Origin of the sequence: Thiohalophilus sp., assembly GCF_034521165.1 — a bacterium.
GTDB lineage: Bacteria > Pseudomonadota > Gammaproteobacteria > UBA6429 > Thiohalophilaceae > Thiohalophilus.
Genome location: NZ_JAXHMV010000006.1, coordinates 25,931 through 51,897, shown reverse-complemented (window position 1 = coordinate 51,897; position 25,967 = coordinate 25,931). Strand labels below are relative to the sequence as shown.

The following is a 25,967-nucleotide window of genomic DNA, read 5'->3' as shown; positions in this document are numbered from 1 at the left end:
TTTCCAGGTATTCCTTCGTCAGTTCATATTCTCCTGGTTTTGCAAAAAGGCCTTGTTCACCACATGCAGATCCACGGCGCGCCATAACAGCACCAGCGTGATCGACAGTAATGCCAGCATCACTGTGATCAGGCGAAACGCCGAAGCCGGTTTGTAGACTTGCTGTTTCATGGTTTTAGAATGATGACCTGTTTATAATCCAGTGGCTTCATGTTCAGTTTCTTGCGCGCCAGTTCCTCGATACGTCCGTGAGTGGCCCAGGTACTTTGTTCCAGCTGCAACTGTCCCCACTCCACATTCAGCTCATCGCGGGTCTGCTTGAGCTCGGTCAGTTCCACGAACAACTTGCGGCTGTAATGCGTTGAATACACAACGCCGATGGCCGAAGCGAGCACGGCAAAAATCAACGGAATCAGCAGCCATTCAGCTTTCATGACAGTTTCTCCGCAACGCGCAATACAGCGCTGCGGGCACGTGGATTTTTCGCAACCTCCTCATCACCAGCCTGCTGCGCCTTGCTGATGAGCTTCATCTTCGGCTTGAGCTGACTCTGCATCACCGGCAGATCAGGCGGAAAATCATCCCCCTTGCTCTGCTTGCGCATGAACTGCTTGACCCGACGATCTTCCAGGGAGTGAAAGCTGATCACCACGAGTCGCCCCCCCGGCACGAGCAGATCGGTAACCTGCGACAGGCACTCATCCAGCTCGTCCAGTTCCTGGTTGATATAGATACGAATTGCCTGAAAAGCGCGAGTAGCCGGGTCCTTGCCCTTTTCCCAGGCCGGGTTGGCCGCGGCAACAATCGCGGACAGTTGTTTGGTGGTCGTGATCGGCTGCTCCTTACGCGCGGCGACGATGGCCCGGGCGATACGCTTGGCAAAACGCTCTTCACCATATTCCTTTAATACGCGGGCGATGTCCTTTTCACTGGCCTCGGCCAGCCATTGCGCGGCGGTCGGACCGCGCGTGGTATCCATGCGCATGTCCAGCGGCCCCTCTTTCTGGAAACTGAACCCGCGCGTGGCGTCGTCGAGTTGCGGCGAGGAAACGCCCAGATCGAGCAGGATCCCGTCGACCTGATCCCAGCCCTGTTCGGCGATGTGGGGCGCCATGTGGGCAAAGGAATCCTGGACGATATGAAAACGTGAATCGTGGGAGAATCGATCCTGCGCGATATGCAGGGCCTGCGGGTCCTTGTCAAAGGCGAGCAGACGACCGTCGTCACCCAGGCACGCGAGTATGGCCGCACTATGGCCACCGCGCCCGAAAGTGCCGTCGATATAACGACCGTCCGGTTTGATATTCATACCCCTTATCGCCTCTTCCAGCAGAACGGGCAAATGTTCCTGTTTGCCGTTCATGGTTTTATAAAGACAGTGTTTCCAGCTCAGCGGACAGTTCCGACTCCTCCTGGTTTTCCTGAGTAATCCATTGGTCGCGCTGTTCGTTCCAGGTCTGTTCGTCCCAGATTTCGAACTTGTTGCCTTGCCCGGTCAGGGCAATGCGTTTATCCAGTTTGGCGAATTCACGAAGTGGCGGCGGGATAAGGATGCGGCCGTGACTGTCCAGCTCCAGCTCGGTGGCGTGGCCGATCAGCAGGCGTTGCAGGCGGCGGGCCGTGGCGTTCAGGTTACCCAGCCGAACGAGCTTGCGCTCGATCTCTTCCCATTCGGGCAACGGATACAGCAACAGGCACGGATCACTGCGATCGACAGTAATCACCAGTTGCCCGTCGGACTGCTCGAGCACCCCATCCCGATATCGACTCGGCATGGCCATGCGGCCCTTGGTATCCAGGCTGAGTGTATTGACGCCACGAAACACGTTGGTTTCCCCAGGGATGAAATCCCATTAATTCCCACATTGATCCACTTTGATACACTATAGGTAGCAATATGCCCAAGTGTCAAGCAAACAGCGCCACAAAAGCGGGAATTCTTTCTTGTCTGACAATAACTTAGCGACGCAGCCCACGGGTGGAGGACGCGCCGAAGCCACTGCACAGGCGGGGCCTGGGCGACGTAAAAACAACAACTTACAGGATGGAGTTGATGTAGAACAAGAAGAAAGAGTCGGCCGTTAAGCCGGGTTCTGTCGTGGACAGTCATTCATCTGGGATGCGCGTCACCGCGCACCTCTAGCGACCTACCCGGGAACCGTGTGGGCCACACGTGGCCTTGCGGCCTGCTCCCCTATTTGGTCTTGCTCCGGATGGGGTTTACCCTGCCACCGGTGTTACCACCGGCGCGGTGCGCTCTTACCGCACCATTTCACCCTTACCGGCCGCTTGCGCGGCTTGGGCGGTATATTTTCTGCGGCACTTTCCGTAGGCTCGCGCCTCCCAGGCGTTACCTGGCATCCCGCCCGATGGAGCCCGGACTTTCCTCCCCGCCAGGGGCGGAGCGACTGTCAGGCCGACTCTTGCACCTATTATATAATAAGTATGTTCCTGGCGGGTGAAACCCCGGCTGATTAATTTTTCATCACCAGCGCCTGTTGATAGAGCTGGTTCTTTTTGACCCCGGTAATCCGCGCGGCCAGCGCCGCCGCCTGTTTGACGGGGAGTTCCTCCAGCAAGACTCCCAGAATCCGCTCGACTTCCGGGTTGAGGGCCGCCTCCACCGCCGGCGCGCCCGCCACCAGCAACACCATCTCCCCTTTTTGCTGATTGGCATCGCGGCTGACAAAGGCATGCAGTTCGTCCAGGCTGCCGCCCTGCACGGTTTCGAAGGTCTTGGTCAACTCCCGGGCCAGCACGGCATCCCGATCCCGGCCCAGGACCTCGCCCATGTCCGCCAGACTCTCCAGAATCCGGTGTGGCGATTCGTAAAATGCCAGCGTGCAGGGCTCGGCGACCAGAGCCGCCAGCCGTTGACGGCGCGCGGCGGATTTGGCCGGTAAAAAGCCGATAAACTTGAAACAGTCGGTGGGCAGCCCACTGACCGACAGGGCCGCGACGACCGCACTGGGGCCGGGCACCGGAATCACCCGGATCCCCTGCAGACGAGCCTGCTGGACCAGATGAAAACCGGGATCGCTGAGCAGCGGCGTGCCGGCATCGGCAATCAGGGCCACGCTTTCGCCATTGGCAAGACGTTGTAACAATCTGCTACTCTGTTCCCGCTCGTTATGTTCGTGCAGCGCCACACACGGGGTTGTCACGGCAAAATGCCGCAGCAGACGCGCGCTGTGCCGGGTATCCTCTGCCGCGATGAGCGCCACCTGTTGCAGGATTTCCACGGCACGTTGTGACATGTCGCCGAGATTTCCGATCGGGGTTGCGACAACATAGAGCGCACTGTTTTCAGAGTTCACGGTATAATTTCCGCCAGAATTGAATTCATCCGCCTTTTATACAGCAAAAACAGGAACCCGATGAAGTGAGAATGCCACGTCGACTGATATCCCTGTGGATCATGATTGTAACGCTTCTGCTGGCCGGTTGTGCCGGCGTGCCGCAAGAACCCGAAATCGTCAAGGAAACCGACCCGGTTGCCGAAGCGGAACGCCTGCTGGCCAGCGGCGCATTCGCCGAAGCGGCCGCGGCCTTCAACGATCTGGCCAAACAGGCCAGCGGCGCGCAACAGACCAATTTTCTGCTGCGCACGGCCGCCGCGCTGGCGCGCGATACCCGGATTCACAAGAGTCGACAGATTCTTGAAACCATCCAGCCTGACTCACGCAACCGCGAACAGCTGTTTTTACTGCATCTGACCGAGGCGCACATCGCGCTCAGTGAACGTCGCCCCCAGGATGTCCTGCACATTCTGGAGCAGACGCCGCCGCAACGGGTCAGACCGTTCTATCTGGCCGATTATCGCCAGTTACGCGCCGCCGCTTACACCATGCTCGGCAACCGGATCGATACCGCGCACGAACTGGTCGAGCGCGAAACGCATCTGCAAAACCCGGGGCTCATTGAGGCAAACCAGCGGGCCATCTGGGAAGCCCTCGCCATGCTCAATGAGCGCAGCCTTGCCCAGATGCGCATGGCCACCGGCAAGAATGTGCTTGGCGGCTGGATGGAACTGGTACAAATCAGCAAGGCTTACCAGTTAAAACCCGAAATCCTCAATCGCCGTGTCGAAGAATGGCGCCAGAGCTATCCCGAGCACCCGGCGCAGGAAAGTATCCTCAAGGGGCTGCTGGAACGTCGCCAGCAGGATATTCTCACACCGCATCGCATCGCCGTGCTGTTGCCGTTTGACAGCCGCTTTGGCCAGGCGGCCGAAGCCGTGCGCGACGGCATTATCGCCGCCTATTTCGCCCGTTCCCGGCAACACGAACAACGCATCCGGTTTTACGATACCGGTGCCGATCAGCAGAGCGCCCTGGCGGCCTATCGACAGGCTATTGCCGAGCAGAGCGACTTCATTATCGGCCCGCTGAATAAGGAATCTATCGAGCATGTACTCGCTGAAGAGGAACTGGCCACACCGCTGCTGGCACTGAACTATATCCACGAGCAGAACGTTCCCGAGCAACTCTTTCAGTTCGGCCTCTCTCCCGAAGAGGAGGCCCGTCAGGTTGCCGAGCGAACCTGGCTGGATGGTCATGTCAACAGTGTCGCGCTGATTCCCGGCGGCAGCTGGGGCGAACGGGTCTATACCGCGTTTCAGCAACGCTGGGAGCAACTCGGCGGCAAGGTGATCGAAACCCAGCAATACAATGCCGAGCGCCAGGATTTCTCCGGCCCGATTCAGGATCTGCTCAATATCACCGAAAGTCAGCGCCGTGCCCGGGGCATGCGACTGCTGCTGGATCGGGACATCAAATTCGAACCGCGTCGACGCAAGGATCTGGATTTTATTTTCCTGGCGGCCTATCCGCGCCAGGCACGTCAGATTCGCCCGCAGCTCAAGTTCTATCATGCGTCCGATGTGCCCGTTTATGCGACATCGCACGTGTTTACCGGCAGTCTGAATCAGGAACGGGATCGCGACATGGACGGTTTGATCTTCGGGGACATGCCCTGGGTTCTGGCTGGCAGCACCACGCATCGCGGTCTGCGCCCGCAAATCGAGCAATATATTTCCCAGGCCGGCAACAGTCTGCAGCGGTTGTATGCCCTGGGCATCGACGCCTATAGCATCATCTCCGCCCTCAACACGCTCAAGGCTTACCCTTACGAGCGTTACGACGGTGAAACCGGCAGTTTGAGCCTGGACCCCATGCAGCGCATCAAACGCCAGCTGACCTGGGTTAAATTCCGCAGCGGCCGGCCGGTAGCGCTGGACGAAGGGTTGTAATGGCATGTGGGCCCGGCCTGGAGGCGCACAACGCGGAAACCAGGCCGAACAACTGGCGCGCCGGTATCTGGAACGACAGGGGCTGCGTTTTGAGCAGGCCAACTTCCGCTGCCGGCGGGGCGAGATCGATCTGATCATGCGCGATGGTGACAGCCTGGTGTTTGTCGAAGTGCGCTATCGCCGCAACGACCGCTACGGCAGTGCCGCCGAAACGGTCGACCGCCAAAAACAGAGAAAACTGGTGACAACCGCGCTATTCTATTTACAAAACAACCCGAAACAGGCCCGACTGACCAGCCGTTTCGATGTCGTTGCCATCAGTGGCGAGGGAAACGCCCCCCGTATTGACTGGCATCCCGATGCCATCCAGATTCAGGATTGATGTATGAGTATCAGTGACAACGTCCAGCACCTGTTCGACGCCAGCGTCGAGACCAAGCTACAGGCCAAACCGGTCCTGGCCGACCCCATCGCCCGCGCTGTTGAGCTGATGGTCGCCGCCCTGCAACGCGGGAACAAGATTCTCAGCTGCGGCAACGGCGGCTCCGCAGCCGATGCCCAGCACTTTGCCGCCGAACTGGTCTGTCGCTTCGAGCGCGAACGTCCCGAGCTGGCGGCCATTGCCCTGACTACCGACACCTCGGCGTTAACCGCGATCGCCAACGATTACGATTTCAACCAGATCTTTGCCAAACAGGTTCGCGCCCTGGGCAAACCCGATGATCTGCTGCTGGCCATCTCCACCAGCGGCAACTCGCCGAATGTCATCAGTGCCATTGAAGCGGCCCACACCCGGGGTTTGCAGGTGATTGCCCTGACCGGTCGTGATGGCGGTGACATCGGCCGGTTGCTGCAGGGCAGCGATGTCGAGATCCGCGTTCCCGCCGAGATCACCGCGCGCATTCAGGAAGTCCATCTGCTGGCGATCCACTGTTTCTGTCACCAGATCGACGCGCAACTGTTCGGTTAATGGCTTTACCCCGGGCCTTTATCACCCGCCTGCAGCAGATTCTCGGTGACGAGGGACTGCTGAGCGATCCCGCCGAAACCTGGAACTATGGTTACGACAACAGCCGGCGTCACACCGCGCCGGAGCGGGTGGCCCTGCCCGCCGATCATGAACAGGTCGCGGCGGTGGTACGCTTATGCCATGAATTTTCCATCCCGCTGACTGCACGCGGACGCGGTACCGGCACCACTGGCGCCAGCGTCCCGTTGCAGGGAGGCGTCGTTCTGTCGACCGAACGGCTGAACCGGATTGTCAAAATCGATCCGGCCAACCGTTACATGGTCGTCGAACCCGGTGTCACCAATCAGCAGGTGCAGGATGCCGCCGCCGAACATGGTTTCTTCTGGCCGCCCGATCCCACCAGTGCCGCCTATTGCTCGGTCGGTGGCAACCTGGCCTACAACTCGGCCGGTCCGCGGGCCATCAAATACGGGACACCGCGCGATAACGTTTTCGGGTTGCGTGCGGTCACCGGCGAAGGCAAGAGTATCCGCACCGGTGTTTACACCACCAAGGGCGTGGTCGGTTACGACCTGACCCGTTTGCTGATCGGCTCCGAGGGCACCCTGGCCATCATTACCGAGGCCACCCTCAAACTCACGCCCCTGCCGCAAACCAAACGGACCCTGCAGATCCTTTATCGCGACATCGACAGCGCCGCGCGGGCGGTCTCCGCCATCATGGCCCAGCCAGTGGTGCCCTATGCGCTGGAATTTATGGACGGCAAGGCCATTGCGATGATTCGTGACTATTCCGATGCCAGCCTGCCCGAGCAGGCCGGCGCCATGTTGATGATCGAAGTCGACGGCTCCGAGGCCTCGATGCAACATGATCTCGATGCCGTCAGCAAAGCGGCCGACAATGACGGCCTGCTGCAACTCCATCGCGCCGAAACCGAACAGGCGATCCAGGCCCTGTGGCAAACCCGCAAGGCCCTGTCCCCGGCACTGCGCACCATTGCTCCGAAGAAGATCAACGAGGACGTGGTGGTCCCGGTCTCCAACATTCCGGCCCTGATCAACGGCCTGACCGCCCTCGCCGAACAGTACGGCATCACCATCGTCAACTTCGGCCATGCCGGCAACGGCAACATCCACGTCAACCTGCTCGCCAACCCCGACGACGAAGAGGAAATGCAGCGCGCCCATCAATGCCTGGACGACGTGTTCAGCCTGGTGCTCGAACTCGACGGCACCCTCTCCGGCGAACACGGCGTGGGCATTGAAAAACAGGAATTCGTCGGCCGCGAGATCGACCCGGTCACGCTGGAACTGATGCGACGCATCAAGCAGGACTTTGATCCAAAGGGCATTTTGAATCCGGGCAAAATGTTCCCGACTGCCTAAAGCGCATTAACGCAAAGGGCGAAAAGATATAATTTTGAATGTTAAATTTTGAATTTTGAATTTCAGGGCCGGATTCCATTCACCATTCAACACTCAAAATTCAAAATTATTTCTTTCTCTACGTCTCTGCGGTGAAAGATTTATCAGTTTATTTCACGAGTTTGAGGTTGGGCTTGCCGGATTTACCGTCATCCTCCGGACCGTCATCGTCCGGCGGTGGATTATCGGGTTCGTTGAACACCATCCCCTGTCCGTTTTCCTTGGCGTAGATCGCCAGAACCGCGGTGATCGGGAAACTCACATCCATCGGCTTGCCGGCAAAGCGGGCGCTGAAGGCCACGTAGTCGTTGCCCAGTTCCAGGCCGTTGACGGCGATCGGGCTGACGTTGAGGACGATTTTGCCGTTTTCGACATAATCGCGCGGTATGTAGGCGTAATCGTTTTCGGCGTTGACCAGAACGTACGGGGTCATCTGGTTATCGACGATCCAGTCATAAATAGCACGAAGCAGATACGGCTGGCTGGGCGTCATGGACATGGCAATACCTTTCGGGTTTATTCGTCTTTCATTTCCTTCTCACCCTCGGTGAGACTCTGTTTGAAGGACTCCCGTTCAAACATGCGCTCGGCATAATCAATCAGCGGTTTGGCCGCGGACGGCAACTCAATCCCGTAGGATGGCAGGCGCCACAACAAGGGGATCACAGTGCAGTCGATCAGGGAGAATTCTTCTCCCAGGAAAAACGGCTTTTGATCGAAAATCGGTGAAACCGACATCAGGCTGTCGCGCAGCTCCTTGCGGACCTTGTCGCTGGCCGTGCCCGGATTGCCCAGCTGATGGGCCAGGCGATACCAGTCGCGTTCGATGCGATGCAGCATCATACGGTTGCGCGCCCTCGAAACCGGGTCCACCGGCATCAGCGGCGGATGCGGGAAACGCTCGTCCAGGTACTCCATGATCACCTGGTGCTCGAACAACACCAGATCCCGATCCACCAGCGTCGGTACCTCATTGTAGGGATTCAAATCCTTGAGATCTTCCGGCGTGTCGCCAAGGTCGACGTTGTGTATGTCGTAGTTGATGCCCTTTTCCGCCAGTACGATACGGACCATGTGGCAGTAGGGGCAGGTGTTCCCCGAAAACAGGGTCATTGCCAAACGTCGATTGGCCATTTGCGCCATAACTTACTCATCCCAGTGCTGTGTTCAGAAATAAAACAGGGGGAACCGGTGGGCTCCCCCTGTTTATTATACCGAACTTGTCCCGTGGTTTGGCGCTTTAGGCGGGAAAAATCACACCTACTCGAACGCAAGTGCCTGATTCGGCGTGATCCGGACTGATCGGACCGTTCCCCTGTTGCGGGGCACGGGCCCGATCACAGTGCCATTTAGTGGATATCCCGCCAGTATTCTTTCTTCAGCGCGTAGGCAAAGAAGAACAGCACCACCAGGAACAGTATGACCCAGACACCGATTTTGTAGCGATCCAGCTTGGCCGGCTCACCCACGTAGACCAGGAAATTGACCAGGTCGCGCACGGCATTGTCATACTCGGCGGGGCTCATGGAGCCTTCCTTGACGAATTCGTAATCGACCAGTTCCTTGACCTCTTCGCCATCCGCCGTTTCATGTGTCTCGTAGACCGGCTTTTTCAGACCTTCCAGTTCCCACAGCACGTGCGGCATCCCGACCAGCGGGAAGGCCTGGTTGTTGACGCCCATCGGGCGGGAGTCATCCACGTAGAACGTCTTCAGATAGGTGTAGAGCCAGTCGGGCCCCCGGGAGCGGGCCACGACAGACAAATCCGGCACCTTGGTCCCGAACCAGCCCTCGGCCGCCTCGCCAGGCATGGCATTTTTCATCAGCGAGCCGCTTTTCGGGGTTTCCCCCTGCGGAGACTTGGAGAAATCGGCCACGGGCATCAGATTCTGCACCACCTGCTCATCGCTCAGACCGAGGTCCTTGCCCATGCGGTTGTAACGCATATAAGAGAGGGAGTGACAGCCCATGCAGTAATTGACGTACAGCTGGGCGCCCCGTTGCAGGGAGGCCTTGTTATTCAGATCAACATCGGCTTCCATCAGTTTGATGCCCCCGCCGGCGGCCATGGAGACAACCGGTGCCATCATCAACAAAAATGCAGTCAGTTTTTTCATCATTTGTCAGTCACCCTTTCCGGAACCGGTTTGGTTTTGTCAATTTTGGTGTACCAGGGCATCAGCAGGAAAAACGCAAAGTACAGCGCGGTGAATATCTGCGCCAGCAGCGTTTTGGCCGGCGTTGACGGCTGTACACCCAGATAGCCCAGAATGACAAAACTGATAACAAAGATAGCCAGGGCGATCTTGAACAGCGGACCACGATAACGGACCGATTTGACCGGGCTGCGATCCAGCCAGGGCAGGAAGAACAGCACCACGATCGCCGCCCCCATGACCACAACACCGGGGAACTGCGAAGCGAACATCGGCGGAATCGCCCGCAACATGGCGTAGAACGGCGTGAAGTACCAGACCGGGGCAATGTGTTCCGGGGTCTTGAGCGGATCGGCCGGGACAAAGTTGGCGTGCTCGATAAAGTAACCGCCCATTTCCGGGGCAAAGAAAGCCACCGCAAAGAAGAAGATCAGGAACACGACCGTACCGGCAATGTCCTTGACCGTGTAGTACGGATGGAACGGAATGCCGTCAACCGGCTTGCCGTTGGCGTCCTTGTTCTTCTTGATTTCGACCCCGTCGGGGTTATTGGAACCGACTTCGTGCAGGGCCAGGATGTGCGCCACCACCAGGGCAATCAGCACCAGCGGCAGGGCAATCACATGGAAGGCAAAAAAGCGGTTCAGGGTGGCATCGCCGATAACGTAGTCACCGCGAATCCAGACCGACAGCTCCTCACCGACGAACGGCACGGCGGAGAACAGGTTAACGATAACCTGCGCCCCCCAGTAGGACATCTGCCCCCAGGGCAGCAGATAGCCGAAGAAGGCTTCCGCCATCAGCGCCAGATAAATCAGCACCCCGAAGATCCAGATCAGCTCGCGCGGGTTCTTGTAGGAGCCGTACATCAGGCCGCGATACATATGCAGATACACCACGATAAAGAACGCGGAGGCGCCGGTGGAATGCATATAACGGATCAACCAGCCCCAGTTCACATCACGCATGATGTACTCGACCGAGGCAAAGGCCATCCCGGCATCGGGTTTGTAATGCATGGTCAGGAAAATACCGGTGACGATCTGGATAACCAGTACCAGCAAGGCGAGCGAACCGAAAAAGTACCAGAAGTTGAAGTTTTTCGGCGCGTAATATTCGGACAGATGCTCCTTCCACATCTTGCTCAGCGGGAAGCGGGCATCGATCCAGTTCATCAAGGATTGTGTTTTGGTCATTATGCTGCCCCTCCGTCTTCGCCAACCAGCACCACAGAATCGCTCAGGAATTTGAACGGCGGAATGACCAGGTTGGTGGGTGCCGGCACGCCGGCGTAGACCCGGCCGGCCAGATCAAACTTGGAACCGTGGCAGGGGCAGAAGAAGCCGCCTTTCCACTCCTTGCCGCCCATATCTTTGGCGCCCGGCTCGGGGCGGTAGGTGGGTGAGCAGCCCAGGTGAGTACAGATCCCGATCAACACGGCAATTTCGGGATGATCTTCTCGGGCACGGAATTCATTCTGCGCATAGGCCGGTTGTTGCTGAGCCTGGGACTGGGGATCCGCCAGCTTGTCGTTCAGCGTGGGCAAATCTTCCATGTTCTGCTCGGTACGACGCACCACCCAGATCGGCTTGCCGCGCCATTCCACGGTGACCCGCTCGCCCGGCGCCAGTTTGCTAACATCCACCTCCACCGGTGCGCCGGCCGCCTGGGCCCGGGCGCTGGGATTCATGGACTGGATAAACGGAATCGCAATGCCGACTACGCCTACTGCACCCACCACGCTGGTGGAGGCAAGCAGAAACCGGCGTCGGCTGGTATCAATGCCATCGGTACTCATTTGAAAACTATCTCCCCGACTCAGATATGAACGATCACGGCCGACAACCGGCTGTCATCAAAAAATGCGCTAGTGAAATCGCTGTGCCCAAAGTAAAAATTTCAGAATGCGGTAAACATCCAGGATTTCAGGCGCGCATAGTTTCGCGTATCGAGCCACCGGGGTCAAGAAAACCACGTAGTTCACCCGGTAGTTCAACAAGTTACTGTTTCCCCGGCCTCAGGCCGGATTGTCGATATCGATAAATTGCTGTTCGATACCAAAATGTTCTGCCACATGTTCGCCCAGGGCCCGTGCCCCGTAACGCTCCGTGGCGTGGTGGCCGGCGGCATAAAAATGGATGCCGTTTTCCCGCGCCAGGTGCACCGTCTGCTCGGAGACCTCGCCTGTCAGGTAGGCGTCCACTCCCAGGCGAACCGCCTCCTCGATCAGTCCCTGGGCACCGCCGGTACACCAGGCCAGTTTACTCACCGGGGCCAGGGCTTCGCCCACATGCAGCGGGGCGCGACCCAGCCGATCGGTGATCTGCGCGGCCAGCGCCTCCCCCGACAGGGGCTCTGACAGGCTGCCATACAGGCCAATGGCCGGATTCCCCGGCGGTCCGAAGCTGCCTGCCACCTTCAGACCCAGCACCTTCGCCAGCTGCACGTTATTGCCGTAAACCGGGTGCGCGTCCAGCGGCAGATGATAGGCCAGCAGGCTGATACCGTTCTCCAGCAGGCGGGCAATGCGCCGTTTTTTGATCCCGACGATCGGCGCCGCCTCGCCCTTCCAGAAATAACCGTGATGCACCAGCAGGGCATCCGCGCCGGTCTCAATGGCCGCCTCGATCAGCGCCTGGGAGGCGGTCACCCCGCACACCAGCCGGTTGATCGTCGCGCCACCTTCTACCTGCAAGCCATTGGGGCAGTAATCGGTGAAGCGCTCCACTTCCAGCAAATCATCCAGATACCGCACCAAATCACTCAACTGCACCATGCGAAAACCGTCTCCATCAGTTATTATCCGGTGAACTCACACAGTGTAACCAATTCCGGATCATCATGCGCCTGACCCGTACGCTTAAATTCATTGTTCAGTTTGCCATTCTCGGCCTGGCGGTCGCCTTTGTCGTCCTGTATTTACTCTCTGACCGCCCTCTGCCCTTCGACGACAAACCGGTGGTCGAGCTGCGCGAAGCCCCGCCACGTGAATCGCTGCCTCGCGGCGAAGGCCCGGTCTCCTATGCCGACGCGGTGGAAGCCGCCGCACCGGCGGTGGTCAACATCCACACTAAAAAGATTGTCACCCGCGAGGCCCATCCCTTGCTGGACGATCCTGTTTTTCGCCACTTTTTCGGCGACAACTTCGGTGGTCCGCGCGAACGCGAAGAGACCAACCTCGGTTCCGGCGTGATCATCAGCGAACAGGGCTACATTCTCACCAATAATCATGTCATCAGTGACGCCGAAGAAATCCGCATCGCCCTGCCCGATCAACGCAGTGCCACTGCCACCGTGGTCGGCACCGACCCCGATACCGATCTGGCCGTGCTCAAGGTCGAACTCGACGCCCTGCCGGTCATCACCCTGGGCCGCTCCGACCAACTTCGGGTCGGTGATGTCGTACTGGCCATTGGCAATCCTTTTGGCGTCGGCCAGACCGTCACCTCCGGCATTGTCAGTGCCACCGGCCGCAATATGCTCGGTATCAGCACCTTCGAAAATTTCATCCAGACCGATGCCGCCATCAATCCCGGCAACTCCGGCGGCGCCCTGATTACCGCCAATGGCGAGCTGATCGGTATCAATACCGCCATATTCTCACGCAGCGGCGGCTCGCAAGGCATCGGCTTTGCCATCCCCACCAGTTTGGCACGGGATGTCATGCAACAAATCATCGAACATGGCGAGGTCAAACGCGGCTGGCTTGGCGTCGCCATTCAGAACATTAATGATAATCTCGCCGAATCGCTGGACCTTGATGAAGATCAAAAAGGCGTAATCATCACCAGTATTCTCAACCAGGGGCCGGCTGACGACGCCGATCTGCAACCCGGCGATGTGATCACGCAGATCGACGACAGGGCGGTGACCGATGTCGCCAGTGCGCTGGATATCATCAGCAGCCACCGCCCCGGCGACAGAATCACCATTAATATTATCCGGCAGGGCAAATCGATGGAAAAAGCGGCCCGGGTCACCCAGCGACCGAAACAGGAGCAATAACCCCGCCCCGTCTGCCATGACGGACCCCGGGGCGACAAGTCACACTCAGCTGGATTCCTGCAGCCCCCAGGGCTGACGCAGTGCCAGTATCACCAGCGGAATCAGCGCCAGGCTCAGCACCAGCGGGCCGTATACCAGCAGGCTGACACTGTAGTCGGGCTGTGCCATAAATCGCACGGCATCGATCATCCAGGCATGAATAATCAACACGACTATTCCGTGCAGGGTCACCAGGGCCCCGCTTTTCAGTGCCACGGCGAGGGAATAGACAAAATAAGGCAGCAGCCCGACCGCCAGAATCCCGGCGTGCAGGTAATAACCCGGTGCCGCTTGCGGCTCAAACGACGCGATAAATGCCAGTAAGACGCCAATGACGATCATGCCATAGTCAACAAATTTTAAACGGGTGTTCGCCATACAGCCCCCTTTATCATTAATAAGCTGGTCAACTTTCCTTTCCCGGCAAGTATAGTCGTTTGAGTGTGATGTAAAGGTGCCAGGCCAGCGGCATAACTTTAGTGTGGTCAAATTAACGAAAAATCATGGGGTTTTTGTTGTCGCCGTCAGGCATTCATCGCGAGAAATAAAACCTCATCACTTAAAGGGATGGTGTTTGCTGCCACGAACCAGATTACCGTCTATGCTTGAATTGGCGGTCAGTTTTACCTTATCGAGCGACCCGTTTGGAGAGATGAACAATGAGTGAGTATATCCAGGCAGGCGAATTACAGATCGACCGTCTGTTGCATACCTTTATTATAGAAGAGGCCTTGCCCGCCAGCGGCATCGAGGCCGGACAATTCTGGAACGCATTATCCGAGGCGGTCCACCGGTTTGGTCCGCGCAACCATGAGCTGCTCGAACAACGCGACCGGTTCCAGGTGCAAATCGACGAGTGGCATCGTGAACACTCCCACTTTGATGCCAAGGCCTATAAACAATTTTTGATCGATATCGGTTACCTGTTACCCGAGGGTGAAGACGTCACCATCACCACCGCCAACGTGGATGACGAGATCGCACACGTCGCCGGCCCGCAACTGGTGGTGCCCTTGACCAATGCCCGTTATGCCCTCAATGCCGCCAATGCCCGCTGGGGCAGCCTTTACGATGCCCTCTATGGCACCGATGTGATCGACGAGTCCGACGGTGCCGAACAAACGACTCAATACAATCCCAAACGCGGCGAGAAGGTTGTCGCCTGGGCCATGGCGTTGCTCGATGAAATTATCCCGCTGGAGCACGGCAGCCACGCCGAGGTGGGTCATTACCGGATCAGCAACGGAGCCCTGGCCATTGAATTAACCGGCGGCCAGATCACCACACTCAAACAACCGGCACAATTTACCGGCTTCAATGGCCATACCAACACGCCGACAACCATCCTGCTGGGCAACCACGGCCTGCATATCGAGCTGCAAATCGACCGCGAGCACCCGGTCGGCAAAACCCATCCGGCCGGCATCAAGGATATTCTGCTGGAAGCGGCACTCACCACCATCCAGGATCTGGAGGATTCGGTCGCCACGGTGGATGCCGAAGACAAGGTACTGGCCTATCGCAACTGGCTGGGACTGATGCAGGGCAATCTCGAGGATACCTTTTCCAAAGCCGGTAAAATGATGACCCGCCATCTGAACGGGGATCGGGATTATCTCTCCCCGCAGGGCCAGCCTTTCACCCTGCACGGGCGCAGTCTGTTGCTGGTGCGCAATGTCGGTCATTTCCTTCACACTGACGCGGCAACCACCCATTACGGTGCGCCGATTCCCGAAGGCATACTGGATGCGCTGGTCACCACGCTGATTGCATTACATGATATTCAGGGCAGCAGCCCGCTCGATAACTCCCGCACGGGCAGTATCTATCTGGTCAAACCCAAGATGCACGGTCCGGAGGAAGTCGCCTTTACCAACGAGCTGTTCGACTTCATTGAGGACCAGCTGCAGCTGGCTCGCAATACCCTGAAGATGGGCATCATGGACGAGGAGCGCCGCACCTCCATCAATCTCAAAGCATGTATCCGTGCCGCAAAAGATCGGGTGGTCTTTATCAATACCGGATTTCTGGATCGTACCGGCGATGAGATCCACACCAGCATGGAAGCCGGCCCGATGGTGCGCAAGGGAGCAATGAAAGAGAGTACCTGGATCCAGGCCTATGAAAAGATCAATGTCGAAACCGGTCTGGCCTGTGGCTTCAGCGGCAAGGCGCAGATCGGCAAAGGCATGTGGGCCATGCCGGATAACATGAAGGCGATGCTGGCCGCGAAGATCGACCATCCCCGGGCCGGCGCCAACACGGCCTGGGTTCCCTCCCCCACTGCCGCCGTATTGCATGCCATCCACTACCATCGGATCAATGTCATTGAACGGCAAGCGGCCATCGCCAGTGACGCCCGCACACCGGTCGATGATCTGCTGGTCATTCCACTGCTGGATAACGCGCGGCCCGACGCCGACGCTATCTTGCAGGAACTGGAAAACAACGCCCAGGGTATTCTGGGTTACGTGGTGCGCTGGATAAATCAGGGTATCGGTTGCTCCAAGGTGCCGGACATTAACAATACGGGGTTAATGGAAGATCGGGCTACCCTGCGCATTGCCAGCCAGCACATTGCCAACTGGCTGCATCATGGCCTTTGCGATGCCGAACAGCTGCTGGAGGTGATGAAACGCATGGCGGAAAAAGTCGACCAGCAAAACCGTGACGACCCGACCTATACCCCGATGGGGCCGGATTTCAACAACAGCCAGGCATTTCGGGCGGCGTTTGATCTGGTCATCAAAGGCCGCGAGCAGGCCAACGGCTATACCGAACCGTTACTCTATTCGCATCGGCGTATCGTCAAGGAAAAAACCCGCTCCTGACGCCGCACAAGTGATTTGGCCAGCCAGTTCTTTAAGATGTATTCTTTATGATATCCATAAAGCTGCTGGGATAATGAACCGCATAGCCCTGCGCGAAATGTACGCCCATATCCTGCAGTAGTTTCAGGGCACCGTCATTTTCAACAAACTCGGCAACAACCATTTTATCCATCGACTGGCCAATATCGTTGATCGCGTTGACCATCGCCCGGCCGGTCGCATCGGTAACAATATCGCGGACAAAACTGCCGTCGATCTTGATGATATCGACCGGCAATTGTCGCAGATAACCAAACGATGACAACCCCGAACCGAAGTCATCCAGCGCAAAAGTACACCCAAGATCACCGAGGCGTTCCATAAAGGCACGGGCGTCGGCGAAGTTTCTGACCGCCGCGGTCTCGGTAATTTCGAAACAGATCTTCTCTGCCGAAACGGCATGGCGTTCGAACAAACCGACCACAAAATCGAGAAAATCCCGGTGGTCGAATGACCGCCCGGAAATATTGATATGGCAGGCATCCAGTGTCGCCAGATGCTCCGGGTGACTGTCAAGTTGCACAAGCACATGTTCTATAACCCAGCGATCAATCAAATGGGCCATTTCGAAGCGCTCCGCTGCCGGTAAAAATGCGCCCGGCGGTAATACGCGGCCATCCTCATCCCGCATGCGCACCAGCACTTCATAACGACTCTGCTCCGTACCCGATAGCGAGCTAATGTACTGGGCGTCCATAAACAACCGGTCATTATCAATCGCCGTCCGGATACGACTGACCCACTCCATTTGCTCGTGCCGTTCATCCAGGGCCTGGTCATCGTCACCAACAAGATGGATGCGATTTCGCCCCTGCTCCTTGGCCAGATAGCAAGCGGCATCGGCCATGCGCAGCAAGCTGGTCGTATCCACACTGGCGGCGGTAATCGGGACGATTCCGATGCTGCAACCAATACTAAAGTTTCGGTCCTCCCAGGCAAACTGTGTTCTGGTCAGGGTTTGACGCAGTTTTTCGGTTACCTCGACCGCCTTATCGGGGTCGCAATATTCCAGTATCAGTGCGAACTCATCACCACCCAGGCGGGCCAGCACATCACCCTTACGCAAATGTTGGCTGAATATTTCCGCCACCTGCCGCAACAGATAGTCGCCGACAAAGTGGCCCGAGGTGTCATTAATAATCTTGAATTGATCCAGATCGATAAAACACAGGGCGTGCATGGAGTTCTCATCTCTGGCGCGATTTAATGCCTCGTCCAGATAATGTTCGAATGCGCGGCGGTTAATCAGCCCGGTTAACTCATCGTGACTGGCCTGATGGCTCAGCTCAGCCGACAAGCGGTGTGACTCGGATATATCCTCAAGGATGGCGAGATAAGATGCGTTTGAATCAGCCTGTTCCGCAAAGCGGGATAATGTCAGTCTGATCCAGGCTGTCTCGCCATCACCGCAAAGTGCTCGCAATTCAGTCGTGTGCGTAACAAACGGCTCGCTGATCACTTTACCAAGAATATCTTCCCTGTTTTGTTTATCTTCCGGATGAACAATCTGTGAGTAGTCCAGTTTGAGTATTTCTTCGCGCGGGTAGCGTAAGATCTCACACAGCGCCGGGTTCACCTCCAGCAAACGACCGTCTTCCGCCATCTGCGCAATACCCACCCCTGCCTGCTCGAACGTTGCACGAAACTTCCTCTCGGAACTTCGTAACGCCCGGGTCAGTCGCTGAGTCAATGTCATGGCGATAACGCCAAAGATAATAAAGAACACGATACTTGCCAGCGACAACATGGTCGGCATCAGGCGCGCAAGTCGAGTCATGGCACTGCGAAACGTCGCGGCCTGTACGCCCAGTTTGTCGCTGGCCGTAGCCAGTTGCTCCCTCAACTCACCCAGCCGCCGGGAGGAAGGTTCTTCGGACTGCCATTCGCGCGCCAAATCATCGGCAATGTCCTCCAGCTCCAGAATTTGCCGATCACTGTCCTGCCATGCCCTCACCGCGTCACGAAAATACGGGGCATCGGAAAAAAATCGAAACAAGACGATAACGCGCGGAATGTCCGAGGGATGAAACTGGCCGCGCAGAAATCCCTCACGTGCCGCCGTATAGTCGAAAGTCTCATTCTCCATCGCCCTGCGGGCCTGGAGATCGCCCAATGGAATAGCGTGCCAGCGGCGCGCACGCTTCAGCGTTTCGGCATTCCCGGTCCGCGCATACTCTTCAAGATAATAGACCGTCTTGATCTGGCCCCGGGACCAGACAGATTCTCCGGACAGATAGGCTGCGACGCCGGACTGAATCTGGACCACCGCCACAGTAAATGCCGCCGCCAGAATGGCCAGCGCAAAAAGTCCGGTTATCAATCCCAGATAACGCACCCTCTGGCGCAAACCGATGCCGAACCGCTGTCTGTCAGCCACTTCCCCAGTCCTTCTTTCAATAAAAAGCGACCCTCCCTCGGAACAACGTTCTCCCTGTTAATATTGATTCGACATCGGCCCGTGAATCTTTAATTTCCATGCAAAAATTAGGGTAAACCCTGATAAAAACCGGCTAAATTCGACTAAAAACTGGCTAAAAACCCTCTGTTATACAGGTTATAACCGTTAAATCCGCTCCGCCCCTCTTCATCGTCAAAACCTGACAGGGTGTCAGCCATATCGAACAGGCGCGATTACCCGCGGGAAACGGTTTATCCGCAACAAAACCGGCTGAGCCAGATAACTGTCGGCAAGCTCCTGCAAAGTCCGGGGTTCTGGCGATCAGGTCGAACAACCAATGCCGCTCACTGGAGTCTCATTGGCGCCGACGCTTCATCTCCCCCGACACCTCTGTACACCTTTGTTTATCGCGTTGTTTCAAATTCCATGACGGATTGAGTATGGCGGCGCAAGTTGTCAGCCCGTCGGGCAACAATCGCTTCAGCCTGTACCGGCAATACCGGTTTTATAAGTTGATCGTTGTTTGCGTGGACAGGTCAGACATAGTTCATAGGCAATCAATCCTATTTGTAATATCGATATTTCCCTATCAATGATACCGATAGACTGTGTATAGCGTGGACATTGAAGTCCGCACCGGATGGTTTGAAAACATTGCCGTTCGCAAGTCTATAAAAATAATAACCCGGGTCACAGGTCCCCTTGCCGGTAAAACCATGCCCTGTCCTGTAACAGGTGAAAGAGCAGATGGAACAGATCATCATACTGATAGCGGGTTTGCCGATCCTCTCGGCGTTACTGACGCAGCTGCTGGGCTCTCGCATGGGTCGGCGGGTCGCACGCCTGAGTGTGCTCGGTACGCTACTCACCTTTGGTCTCGCCGTTGCCGCCCTGTGGCTGGTCCTCGCCGGGCACGGCCCGGAAACTGTCAGTCTGTTCGGCTCCGGGGCGCTGCTGTTACTCGAACCATTGAGTACCCTGATGGCCGTGGTCATTGCCGGCATCAGCCTGGTCGTGCATGTCTATTCCCTGCGTTACATGGCCGAAGAGATCGGTTACAGCCGCTTCTTCGTACTGCTCGATCTGATGACCGCCACCCTGCTGGTGATGGTGTTCGCCGGCGATCTGCTCACCCTGCTCATTGCCTGGCAACTGGTCGGGGTCCTGCTCTATTTTCTGCTCGGCCAGAATACCCGCGATGTTTCGGCCTATCGCTATGCTTTCTGGACCAAGATCACCTATCGCATCGGCGATCTGCCGTTGCTGATTGCCGCGGTGTTGCTCTACCAGGCCTACGGTACCGGCTCGTTGCCAGTCATTTTCGAACAGATCAGCACCGATCCGGGCAGCGCACCAGGTACTGGGCTGGCCATTGATGGATGTGGTCGCGGGACTCATCGCCCTGGCCGCCTTCGCCCGCTCGGCCCAGTTTCTGCTGCATACCTGGCTGCCCTATTCCATGTCCGGGCCGACGCCGGTATCGGCATTGATGCACGCGGGCATCGTTAACGCCGGCGGGTTTTTGATCAATCGCTTTGCGCCGGTGTTCGTGCATAGCTCGGGAGTATTACACTGGGTGTTTATCGTCGGTCTGTTCACCGCCGTGATCGGCTCGATCCTGATGCTGACCCAGAACGACATCAAGAAGTCGCTGGGTTACTCCACCATGGGCCAGATGGGTTTTATGATCATGGAATGCGGCATCGGCGCCTTCTCCCTGGCCATTTATCATCTGATTGCCCACGGACTGTTCAAGGGCACCCTGTTTCTGGGTGCCGGTAATGTCATTCATGCCGCGCGCGGGGACGATGGCGTGCCCAAGGACGATCTGTACACCTTCGTGGTCGAACGGCGTCCGGTGCGCCAGCGCCTGCCCTGGCGGCTGATGGCCGCCATCACCCTGGCGGTGCCGATCGCGATTCTGTTGGGCGCCCACTGGCTGGTCGCGGAAGATTATTTCCAGAAACAAAGCGCCATCGTGTTGCTGTTCTTCGGCTGGATCACCGGCGCGCAGCTGATCTTCACCACTTACCGGATGCGGGCCCGCAATCTGCGCCGGTTGATTACACTGAGTATCTTTTCCTTTGCCGTGGTCGTCCTCGGCTACACGTTAATCAGTCACGCCTTCGATCTGTTTTTGTATCCCGATCCGGTATTTCGCGAACAAATCTATGCGGCGGCGGACTTTGATCTGTTCTGGTTCGATCTGCTGATGGGGGTGATAGCCCTGGTCATCATTTTTGGCTGGATCATCATCAGCTTCAGCGATCAAAACGGCAATCACAAAGGCGCGTACCGTCGCCGGCTGTGGCTGTCGTTCTATGCGCTGATCTCGCGCGAGTTTTATCTCACGGATATCTATACCCGGTTCAGCCGGACCTTGCTGAACTTCGCGGGACGACTCAACCTCTGGTTGAGGTGGATCTGAAATGCAAACCCTCCACTATCTGCTGATCGGTCTCTTCCTGCCGCTGTTTCCGCTGAGCATGGGCTTCAATTTTCTGCTCGGCCGCAGCCGCCCGGCCCTGTTGCGTATGATGCTGTTGCTGCTCTGGCCGCAGATTGGCCTGACCCTGTTGCAGACGCTGGACGCGCCCCTGCCAAACTGGGTAGTGCCTCTGGCCCTGTTTACCGCCGCGCTGTATGCCCTGCGCGCCCTGGCGCTGCGTGATGTGGGACAGTGGAGCGGCTTTCTGGCCACCTCGGCCTGGGCCTTGCTGTGGATTGCGCGCCAGGGAGATCTATCGACGTTACAGCTGCATCTTTTCGCCCTGGGCTTCAGTGCCCCGCTGGTTTTGCTGACACTGCTTGGCGCCGGAGCTGGAACGCCGCTTTGGTGCCGCTTATACCGGCCTGTACGGCGGTCTGGCCGAATCGATTCCCCGCTTCAGCAGCATACTCGTGCTGGTGGTGCTGGCGATTATCGCCACACCGCTGTTCCCGACGTTTTTCATCATGCTCGCCACCGTCATGCAGGCGGTCACGCTCATGCCGCTGGTGGCCGTTGGCATCGCTCTGGTCTGGTTACTCTGGAGCTGGGCGGGTGCACGCCTGTTGCAGGGATTGATCGTTGGCCCGGCAGGCGACGCTGAGGTAATCGATCTCAATCGCGCCACCACCGGGGCTTATGCGCTGGCATTGACCCTGCTCGTGGCGAGCGGGCTGTACGCTATCGGAGTCCTGTTATGACATTGCCACTGGGACAACAGCTGAAAATTCGCAGCATGATCTACGTGGCCGGTGAACCGATTCCGTTTTTCTGGCCCATGCGCGCGTTCATTCACCATAACCCGCTGCACGGCCTGGAACATCTGCCCTTCCCCGAGGCGGTGAAAACCGGCGCACAACTGTTTCATGGCCGGGGCTTTTTGTCCCGGCGGGAATACCAGCGTTATCTGACCCAGGGCAAGGTCGATCATGGCGCACTGGCCACCGGCGTGGACGCGTTTCTGGCACAGCAGCCGGCAATCGCCGATCTCGATCTGTCGCACTGGCTGATGACCTTGCTGACCCGGACCGAACAACCGGTCATCCGCGCCACGTCAATGGCCGATGCCAACGCGGTGCATGCCGTGATCCACCAGACGGAACAGCCCGAAGCGACGCTCGATCCCGAGTCCCTGACGGCGACGCTGCATGACACCCTGCTGGGCGCCTGTCCTTTATATGAAGCGGTGGACCGGCTCTATGGCACCGAAATCGGTGCCGAGCTGGATGAGCTGGTGATCAAAAGCTGTCTCGACTTCTTCGACGAGGGCCAGTCGGTCTGGCACATGCCCGGTCGCAAGCAGGGCCTGTTCAGTGCCTGGCGCGAGCTGGCTCTGCGCAACGCCCGGCTGTTTGTGCGCGGCCTGCATATCGAGCGCATTTTGAAAAATGAACCGCATCCCGAAGGCGTGATCGCCTCGGTGATGAGTGAGCTGGGCATTCCCGAAGATCACTGGGTCAGCTGTTTCTCCCGTGAATTATCCCGCCTGCACGGCTGGGCCGGCTTCATTCGCTGGCGGGCCAATGCCAAACAGTATTACTGGCATCAGCGCTACCCCGCCGATCTGGTCGACTTTCTGGCGATCCGCCTGACCCTGGCTCTCGCCCTGCTCGCCGAGCGCAGTCGCAAACAGCTCGCCACCGATCGAAGTGCGCTGGAGGCCCTCATTCAAACCCGGCCCCGCGAGACCTGGCTGCGTCATGAGTTACACAGCGGAGCGATCCTGCCCGCCTACGCTCAACGGGTGGAGCAAACCCTGGCCCGCGGACGGGCGAGCGCCATCGAAAAATGCTTTGATGACTATGTGCGCGCCAAACGCCGCCACGACGCCGAAGACCAGGCCGCCCGCCTGCGTCAGCTGGCCGCCAGATCAGATGCAAGCGCATCGCTCGAGGCTCTGACGCCCGGCCAACTGGCCGAACTGATGCAGGTGCTGCAACAGTTCGAAAGCGAGGAAGGCATGCTCTGGCTGCGTGCGATGGAGGCCCATGCCATGGAAGATATCTTGCGGGACGTCAACCTGACCCCGCCGGCCCCGCGCGACAAACGCCCCTTTGCCCAGGCCCTGTTTTGCATCGATACCCGCTCCGAGCGGATTCGGCGGCACCTGGAAAGCGCGGGGGATTATCAGACCTTCGGCATCGCCGGGTTCTTCGGCGTGCCCATCAGCTTCATGGAACTGGGCAAGGGCAGTGAGGCCTATTTGTGCCCGGTCCTGCTCAAACCGAAAAACCTGGTGCTGGAAATGGCGGCCACGGAACCGGACGATGTGGCCGCCACCACCGCGCTGGAAAAAGTGCTGCACGAGTTAAAAGAGTCGGTCTTCACCCCGTATGTCACGGTCGAGGCCATCGGCATGCTGTTCGGCTTCGACATGATCGGCAAAACATTCATGCCGCAAAGCTATAACCGCTGGCGCCAGCGCCTGTTTCGCGACAAACCCGCGACCCACCTGTTACTCGACAAGCTGGATCGCGAACAGGCCGACTCCATCGTTCGCGCCGTGCAGCGAGCGGTTGTGGCCAAAGCGGTCGAGCAGGAGTTCGAACTGGAACCCGAAGCGGTGACCGATGACATGGTCCGTGAGTTGCGGGAAGCCGCCCTGGGCCATGCCGCACAGGCCCCGGCACTGCGCGAAACGCTGGGCCTGACCCGCGAAGCCGAACAGACCTTTATCCAGCGCCTGCGCGCGGTCTACCGGATTGAGCCCGCCTTCGCCCGTCTGCAAATGGAACAGCTGGGGCGGATCGGCTTCAGCCTCGATGAACAGACCCACTTCGTCAGCCAGGCGTTGCACTCGATTGGCCTGAACCGGGAATTCTCCCGCTTCATCCTGCTGGTCGGCCACGGCAGCACGTCCGAGAATAATCCTTATGAATCGGCGCTCGATTGCGGGGCCTGCGGCGGCAATCACGGGCTGATCAACGCCCGCGCGCTGGCCCAGATGGCCAACAAGCCCCGGGTGCGTCAGCGGCTGCATGCCCAGGGGATCGCGATCCCCGACGATGCCTGGTTCCTGCCGGCCCTGCACGACACCACCACCGATGAGATCAAACTGTTCGATCTCGATCGGCTGCCGTCCTCGCATGTGGTCTATCTCGATCGCCTGCGCAGTGGTCTGACCGGCGCCTCGCGGCTGTGTGCCCGGGAACGGCTGCCCGAACTGCAACTGACGCCGGGGCAATGCGACCCGGCCGAGGCCAATCGCCATGCCCGACGCAATGCCATGGACTGGTCACAGGTGCGTCCGGAATGGGGCCTGTCCGGCAACGCCTATTTCATCATCGGCCGCCGCAACCTGACCCAACACCTGTCACTGGAAGGCCGTGCGTTTTTGCATTCCTATGATTACCGCGCCGATCCCAAACGGCGTCTGCTGGAGAGCATCCTCACCGGCCCGCTGGTGGTCGGCCAGTGGATCAACATGGAACACTATTTTTCCAGCGTGGATAACGAACGCTTCGGCAGCGGCAGCAAGGTCTATCACAACGTGGCCGGACGCTTCGGCGTGATGACCGGCAACTTCAGCGATCTGCGCACCGGCCTGCCGGCCCAGACCGTGCTCGATCAGGGACAGCCCTATCATCAGCCGATCCGACTGATCACCGTCATCGAAGCCCCCTACGAACACGCCTGTTCCGCCATCGAGAACGTGGTCGCGGTCAAGAACCTGGTGCGTAACGGCTGGGTGCGACTTGTGATCATCGACCCGGATACGAACACCGCCCATATCTACGACCATAACGCCTGGCAGCGCCGGTCGTTAACTGGCGACAGTCAGCAGGAACAACCTATGGAGTCCACTGCATCATGAAAAACCTGAACTTCAGTCCGTTGAAAAAACTCGAGATCATCCTTGGCGGCGAACACCAGAGCTTTGCCACCGACGTGCTGGACCGGGCCGGCGTCAAGGGGTACACCATTATCAACAACCTCTCCGGCAAAGGCAGTCATGGCTTTCATGAAGGCCATCTCATGTTCAACGAGGATGACGTGCTGATCATGATCATCGCCGCGGTGCCTGAAGAGCGGGTCAAGCCAATACTTGAGGGACTATCACCCTTTTACAACGAACATTCAGGCGTGGTGTTTATCTCCGACATTCAGGTGACCCGGCTGGTGAAATTCAGCGACGGATAACGTCCCGACCATCACAATGCCTGTCAGTCTCAAGTGTCCGGAGATGACGCTTTCATGATGGCCCGGCTCCGGACTGGATCAATGCGGATAGTGAGCCTGTTTTACAAATCACCCGGGCACACGCGTGGTTTTTAATGGCGATTTAAAAACGGATTCTGCCTGTATCGGATCAGACCAAATGAACTGGCTGATAAAAATCGAGCAATCAATTGGGCTTAACGGGTTT

The 25,967-nt window shown here is 57.9% G+C and carries 22 protein-coding genes, 1 other RNA gene and 1 pseudogene; 10 read left to right on the top strand and 14 right to left on the bottom strand.

The window, feature by feature from the left end:
• Window positions 1–18: 18 nt before the first annotated feature.
• From U5K34_RS04380 to rsmI, 6 genes are all read right to left on the bottom strand, one after another.
• Window positions 19–171: a hypothetical protein gene (locus U5K34_RS04380; protein ID WP_322567272.1), complete on the bottom strand. Its 153-nt coding sequence runs from the start codon at window positions 169–171 to the stop codon at window positions 19–21.
• Window positions 168–434, bottom strand: a complete 267-nt coding sequence (gene ftsL / locus U5K34_RS04375; protein WP_322567271.1) for a cell division protein FtsL — start codon at window positions 432–434, stop codon at window positions 168–170. Before ftsL ends, U5K34_RS04380 begins: the two co-directional genes overlap by 4 nt.
• On the bottom strand, window positions 431–1,363 hold the full coding sequence (gene rsmH / locus U5K34_RS04370; RefSeq protein WP_322567270.1) for a 16S rRNA (cytosine(1402)-N(4))-methyltransferase RsmH: 933 nt from the start codon (window positions 1,361–1,363) through the stop codon (window positions 431–433). Before rsmH ends, ftsL begins: the two co-directional genes overlap by 4 nt.
• Window positions 1,364–1,367: 4 nt before the next feature.
• Window positions 1,368–1,826 carry a division/cell wall cluster transcriptional repressor MraZ gene (gene mraZ / locus U5K34_RS04365; protein ID WP_322567269.1) on the bottom strand — a complete coding sequence of 153 codons (459 nt, stop codon included), beginning with the start codon at window positions 1,824–1,826 and terminating at the stop codon, window positions 1,368–1,370.
• 240 nt (window positions 1,827–2,066) lie between these two features.
• An RNA gene (gene rnpB / locus U5K34_RS04360) (RNase P RNA component class A) lies at window positions 2,067–2,424 on the bottom strand.
• 50 nt (window positions 2,425–2,474) lie between these two features.
• Window positions 2,475–3,317 carry a 16S rRNA (cytidine(1402)-2'-O)-methyltransferase gene (rsmI, locus tag U5K34_RS04355; RefSeq protein ID WP_322567268.1) on the bottom strand — a complete coding sequence of 281 codons (843 nt, stop codon included), beginning with the start codon at window positions 3,315–3,317 and terminating at the stop codon, window positions 2,475–2,477.
• A 71-nt stretch (window positions 3,318–3,388) separates the two neighbouring features.
• On the opposite strand from rsmI, the gene U5K34_RS04350 reads away from it, so the two are divergent.
• The 4 genes from U5K34_RS04350 to U5K34_RS04335 are packed head-to-tail and all read left to right on the top strand — an operon-like array spanning window position 3,389 to window position 7,606.
• Entirely contained in the window at window positions 3,389–5,251 is a 1,863-nt protein-coding gene (locus tag U5K34_RS04350) for a penicillin-binding protein activator (RefSeq protein ID WP_322567267.1), read from the top strand.
• 4 nt (window positions 5,252–5,255) lie between these two features.
• A complete protein-coding gene (locus U5K34_RS04345) occupies window positions 5,256–5,633 on the top strand; it encodes a YraN family protein (protein ID WP_322567266.1) in 378 nt (125 codons plus the stop codon).
• 3 nt (window positions 5,634–5,636) lie between these two features.
• Window positions 5,637–6,221, top strand: a complete 585-nt coding sequence (locus U5K34_RS04340) for a phosphoheptose isomerase (protein WP_322567265.1) — start codon at window positions 5,637–5,639, stop codon at window positions 6,219–6,221.
• On the top strand, window positions 6,221–7,606 hold the full coding sequence (locus U5K34_RS04335) for an FAD-binding oxidoreductase (protein ID WP_322567264.1): 1,386 nt from the start codon (window positions 6,221–6,223) through the stop codon (window positions 7,604–7,606). Before U5K34_RS04340 ends, U5K34_RS04335 begins: the two co-directional genes overlap by 1 nt.
• Before the next feature lie 148 nt (window positions 7,607–7,754).
• On the opposite strand, the gene U5K34_RS04330 is transcribed toward U5K34_RS04335, so the two are convergent.
• From U5K34_RS04330 to U5K34_RS04305, 6 genes are all read right to left on the bottom strand, one after another.
• On the bottom strand, window positions 7,755–8,138 hold the full coding sequence (locus tag U5K34_RS04330) for a ClpXP protease specificity-enhancing factor (RefSeq protein ID WP_416224029.1): 384 nt from the start codon (window positions 8,136–8,138) through the stop codon (window positions 7,755–7,757).
• A gap of 23 nt (window positions 8,139–8,161) precedes the next feature.
• Entirely contained in the window at window positions 8,162–8,788 is a 627-nt protein-coding gene (locus U5K34_RS04325) for a glutathione S-transferase N-terminal domain-containing protein (RefSeq protein WP_416224024.1), read from the bottom strand.
• Between the two features lie 206 nt (window positions 8,789–8,994).
• Window positions 8,995–9,762: a cytochrome c1 gene (locus U5K34_RS04320; RefSeq protein WP_416224028.1), complete on the bottom strand. Its 768-nt coding sequence runs from the start codon at window positions 9,760–9,762 to the stop codon at window positions 8,995–8,997.
• Window positions 9,762–10,997: a cytochrome b gene (locus tag U5K34_RS04315; protein WP_416224023.1), complete on the bottom strand. Its 1,236-nt coding sequence runs from the start codon at window positions 10,995–10,997 to the stop codon at window positions 9,762–9,764. The genes U5K34_RS04320 and U5K34_RS04315 overlap by 1 nt, the downstream gene beginning before the upstream one ends.
• Window positions 10,997–11,599: a ubiquinol-cytochrome c reductase iron-sulfur subunit gene (petA, locus tag U5K34_RS04310; RefSeq protein ID WP_322567261.1), complete on the bottom strand. Its 603-nt coding sequence runs from the start codon at window positions 11,597–11,599 to the stop codon at window positions 10,997–10,999. The genes U5K34_RS04315 and petA overlap by 1 nt, the downstream gene beginning before the upstream one ends.
• A 219-nt stretch (window positions 11,600–11,818) precedes the next feature.
• The gene (locus tag U5K34_RS04305) at window positions 11,819–12,577 is read right to left on the bottom strand and encodes a Nif3-like dinuclear metal center hexameric protein (protein WP_416224022.1); all 759 of its coding nucleotides are present in this window, start codon (window positions 12,575–12,577) and stop codon (window positions 11,819–11,821) included.
• Window positions 12,578–12,642: 65 nt separating this feature from the next.
• On the opposite strand from U5K34_RS04305, the gene U5K34_RS04300 reads away from it, so the two are divergent.
• Complete coding sequence (locus U5K34_RS04300) at window positions 12,643–13,806, top strand: S1C family serine protease (protein ID WP_322567260.1); 1,164 nt, start codon at window positions 12,643–12,645, stop codon at window positions 13,804–13,806.
• A gap of 45 nt (window positions 13,807–13,851) precedes the next feature.
• On the opposite strand, the gene U5K34_RS04295 is transcribed toward U5K34_RS04300, so the two are convergent.
• Window positions 13,852–14,223, bottom strand: a complete 372-nt coding sequence (locus U5K34_RS04295) for a hypothetical protein (protein WP_322567259.1) — start codon at window positions 14,221–14,223, stop codon at window positions 13,852–13,854.
• Between the two features lie 281 nt (window positions 14,224–14,504).
• Between U5K34_RS04295 and U5K34_RS04290 the strand changes: the two genes are divergently transcribed.
• Window positions 14,505–16,676, top strand: coding sequence for a malate synthase G (locus U5K34_RS04290; RefSeq protein WP_322567258.1), 2,172 nt, complete (start codon window positions 14,505–14,507; stop codon window positions 16,674–16,676).
• 31 nt (window positions 16,677–16,707) lie between these two features.
• Here the strand turns inward: U5K34_RS04290 and U5K34_RS04285 are convergent, their stop codons facing one another.
• Window positions 16,708–19,092, bottom strand: coding sequence for a putative bifunctional diguanylate cyclase/phosphodiesterase (locus tag U5K34_RS04285; protein WP_322567257.1), 2,385 nt, complete (start codon window positions 19,090–19,092; stop codon window positions 16,708–16,710).
• 768 nt (window positions 19,093–19,860) lie between these two features.
• Here U5K34_RS04285 and U5K34_RS16020 point away from each other — a divergent pair.
• The 4 genes and pseudogenes from U5K34_RS16020 to U5K34_RS04260 all read left to right on the top strand — a co-directional run bounded on the left by U5K34_RS16020 (window position 19,861) and on the right by U5K34_RS04260 (window position 25,741).
• Window positions 19,861–21,541, top strand: a pseudogene (locus U5K34_RS16020) (NADH-quinone oxidoreductase subunit L).
• A gap of 380 nt (window positions 21,542–21,921) precedes the next feature.
• Window positions 21,922–22,302, top strand: coding sequence for a hypothetical protein (locus tag U5K34_RS04270; protein ID WP_322567255.1), 381 nt, complete (start codon window positions 21,922–21,924; stop codon window positions 22,300–22,302).
• Complete coding sequence (locus U5K34_RS04265; protein WP_322567254.1) at window positions 22,299–25,415, top strand: DUF2309 domain-containing protein; 3,117 nt, start codon at window positions 22,299–22,301, stop codon at window positions 25,413–25,415. The genes U5K34_RS04270 and U5K34_RS04265 overlap by 4 nt, the downstream gene beginning before the upstream one ends.
• Window positions 25,412–25,741, top strand: coding sequence for a P-II family nitrogen regulator (locus tag U5K34_RS04260; protein ID WP_322567253.1), 330 nt, complete (start codon window positions 25,412–25,414; stop codon window positions 25,739–25,741). The genes U5K34_RS04265 and U5K34_RS04260 overlap by 4 nt, the downstream gene beginning before the upstream one ends.
• Window positions 25,742–25,967 lie beyond the last annotated feature (226 nt).

Bases quoted from the DNA above. Each gene is read 5' to 3' on its own strand.
- petA (WP_322567261.1), bottom strand. From the start codon at position 11,599: ATGAGTACCGATGGCATTGATACCAGCCGACGCCGGTTTCTGCTTGCC.
- U5K34_RS04295 (WP_322567259.1), bottom strand. From the start codon at position 14,223: ATGGCGAACACCCGTTTAAAATTTGTTGACTATGGCATGATCGTCATT.
- U5K34_RS04320 (WP_416224028.1), bottom strand. From the start codon at position 9,762: ATGAAAAAACTGACTGCATTTTTGTTGATGATGGCACCGGTTGTCTCC.
- U5K34_RS04345 (WP_322567266.1), top strand. From the start codon at position 5,256: ATGTGGGCCCGGCCTGGAGGCGCACAACGCGGAAACCAGGCCGAACAA.
- U5K34_RS04350 (WP_322567267.1), top strand. From the start codon at position 3,389: ATGCCACGTCGACTGATATCCCTGTGGATCATGATTGTAACGCTTCTG.
- rsmH (WP_322567270.1), bottom strand. From the start codon at position 1,363: ATGAACGGCAAACAGGAACATTTGCCCGTTCTGCTGGAAGAGGCGATA.
- U5K34_RS04265 (WP_322567254.1), top strand. From the start codon at position 22,299: ATGACATTGCCACTGGGACAACAGCTGAAAATTCGCAGCATGATCTAC.
- U5K34_RS04260 (WP_322567253.1), top strand. From the start codon at position 25,412: ATGAAAAACCTGAACTTCAGTCCGTTGAAAAAACTCGAGATCATCCTT.
- U5K34_RS04340 (WP_322567265.1), top strand. From the start codon at position 5,637: ATGAGTATCAGTGACAACGTCCAGCACCTGTTCGACGCCAGCGTCGAG.
- U5K34_RS04305 (WP_416224022.1), bottom strand. From the start codon at position 12,577: ATGGTGCAGTTGAGTGATTTGGTGCGGTATCTGGATGATTTGCTGGAA.
- U5K34_RS04315 (WP_416224023.1), bottom strand. From the start codon at position 10,997: ATGACCAAAACACAATCCTTGATGAACTGGATCGATGCCCGCTTCCCG.
- U5K34_RS04300 (WP_322567260.1), top strand. From the start codon at position 12,643: ATGCGCCTGACCCGTACGCTTAAATTCATTGTTCAGTTTGCCATTCTC.
- U5K34_RS04325 (WP_416224024.1), bottom strand. From the start codon at position 8,788: ATGGCGCAAATGGCCAATCGACGTTTGGCAATGACCCTGTTTTCGGGG.
- ftsL (WP_322567271.1), bottom strand. From the start codon at position 434: ATGAAAGCTGAATGGCTGCTGATTCCGTTGATTTTTGCCGTGCTCGCT.
- U5K34_RS04290 (WP_322567258.1), top strand. From the start codon at position 14,505: ATGAGTGAGTATATCCAGGCAGGCGAATTACAGATCGACCGTCTGTTG.
- U5K34_RS04330 (WP_416224029.1), bottom strand. From the start codon at position 8,138: ATGACGCCCAGCCAGCCGTATCTGCTTCGTGCTATTTATGACTGGATC.
- U5K34_RS04335 (WP_322567264.1), top strand. From the start codon at position 6,221: ATGGCTTTACCCCGGGCCTTTATCACCCGCCTGCAGCAGATTCTCGGT.
- U5K34_RS04380 (WP_322567272.1), bottom strand. From the start codon at position 171: ATGAAACAGCAAGTCTACAAACCGGCTTCGGCGTTTCGCCTGATCACA.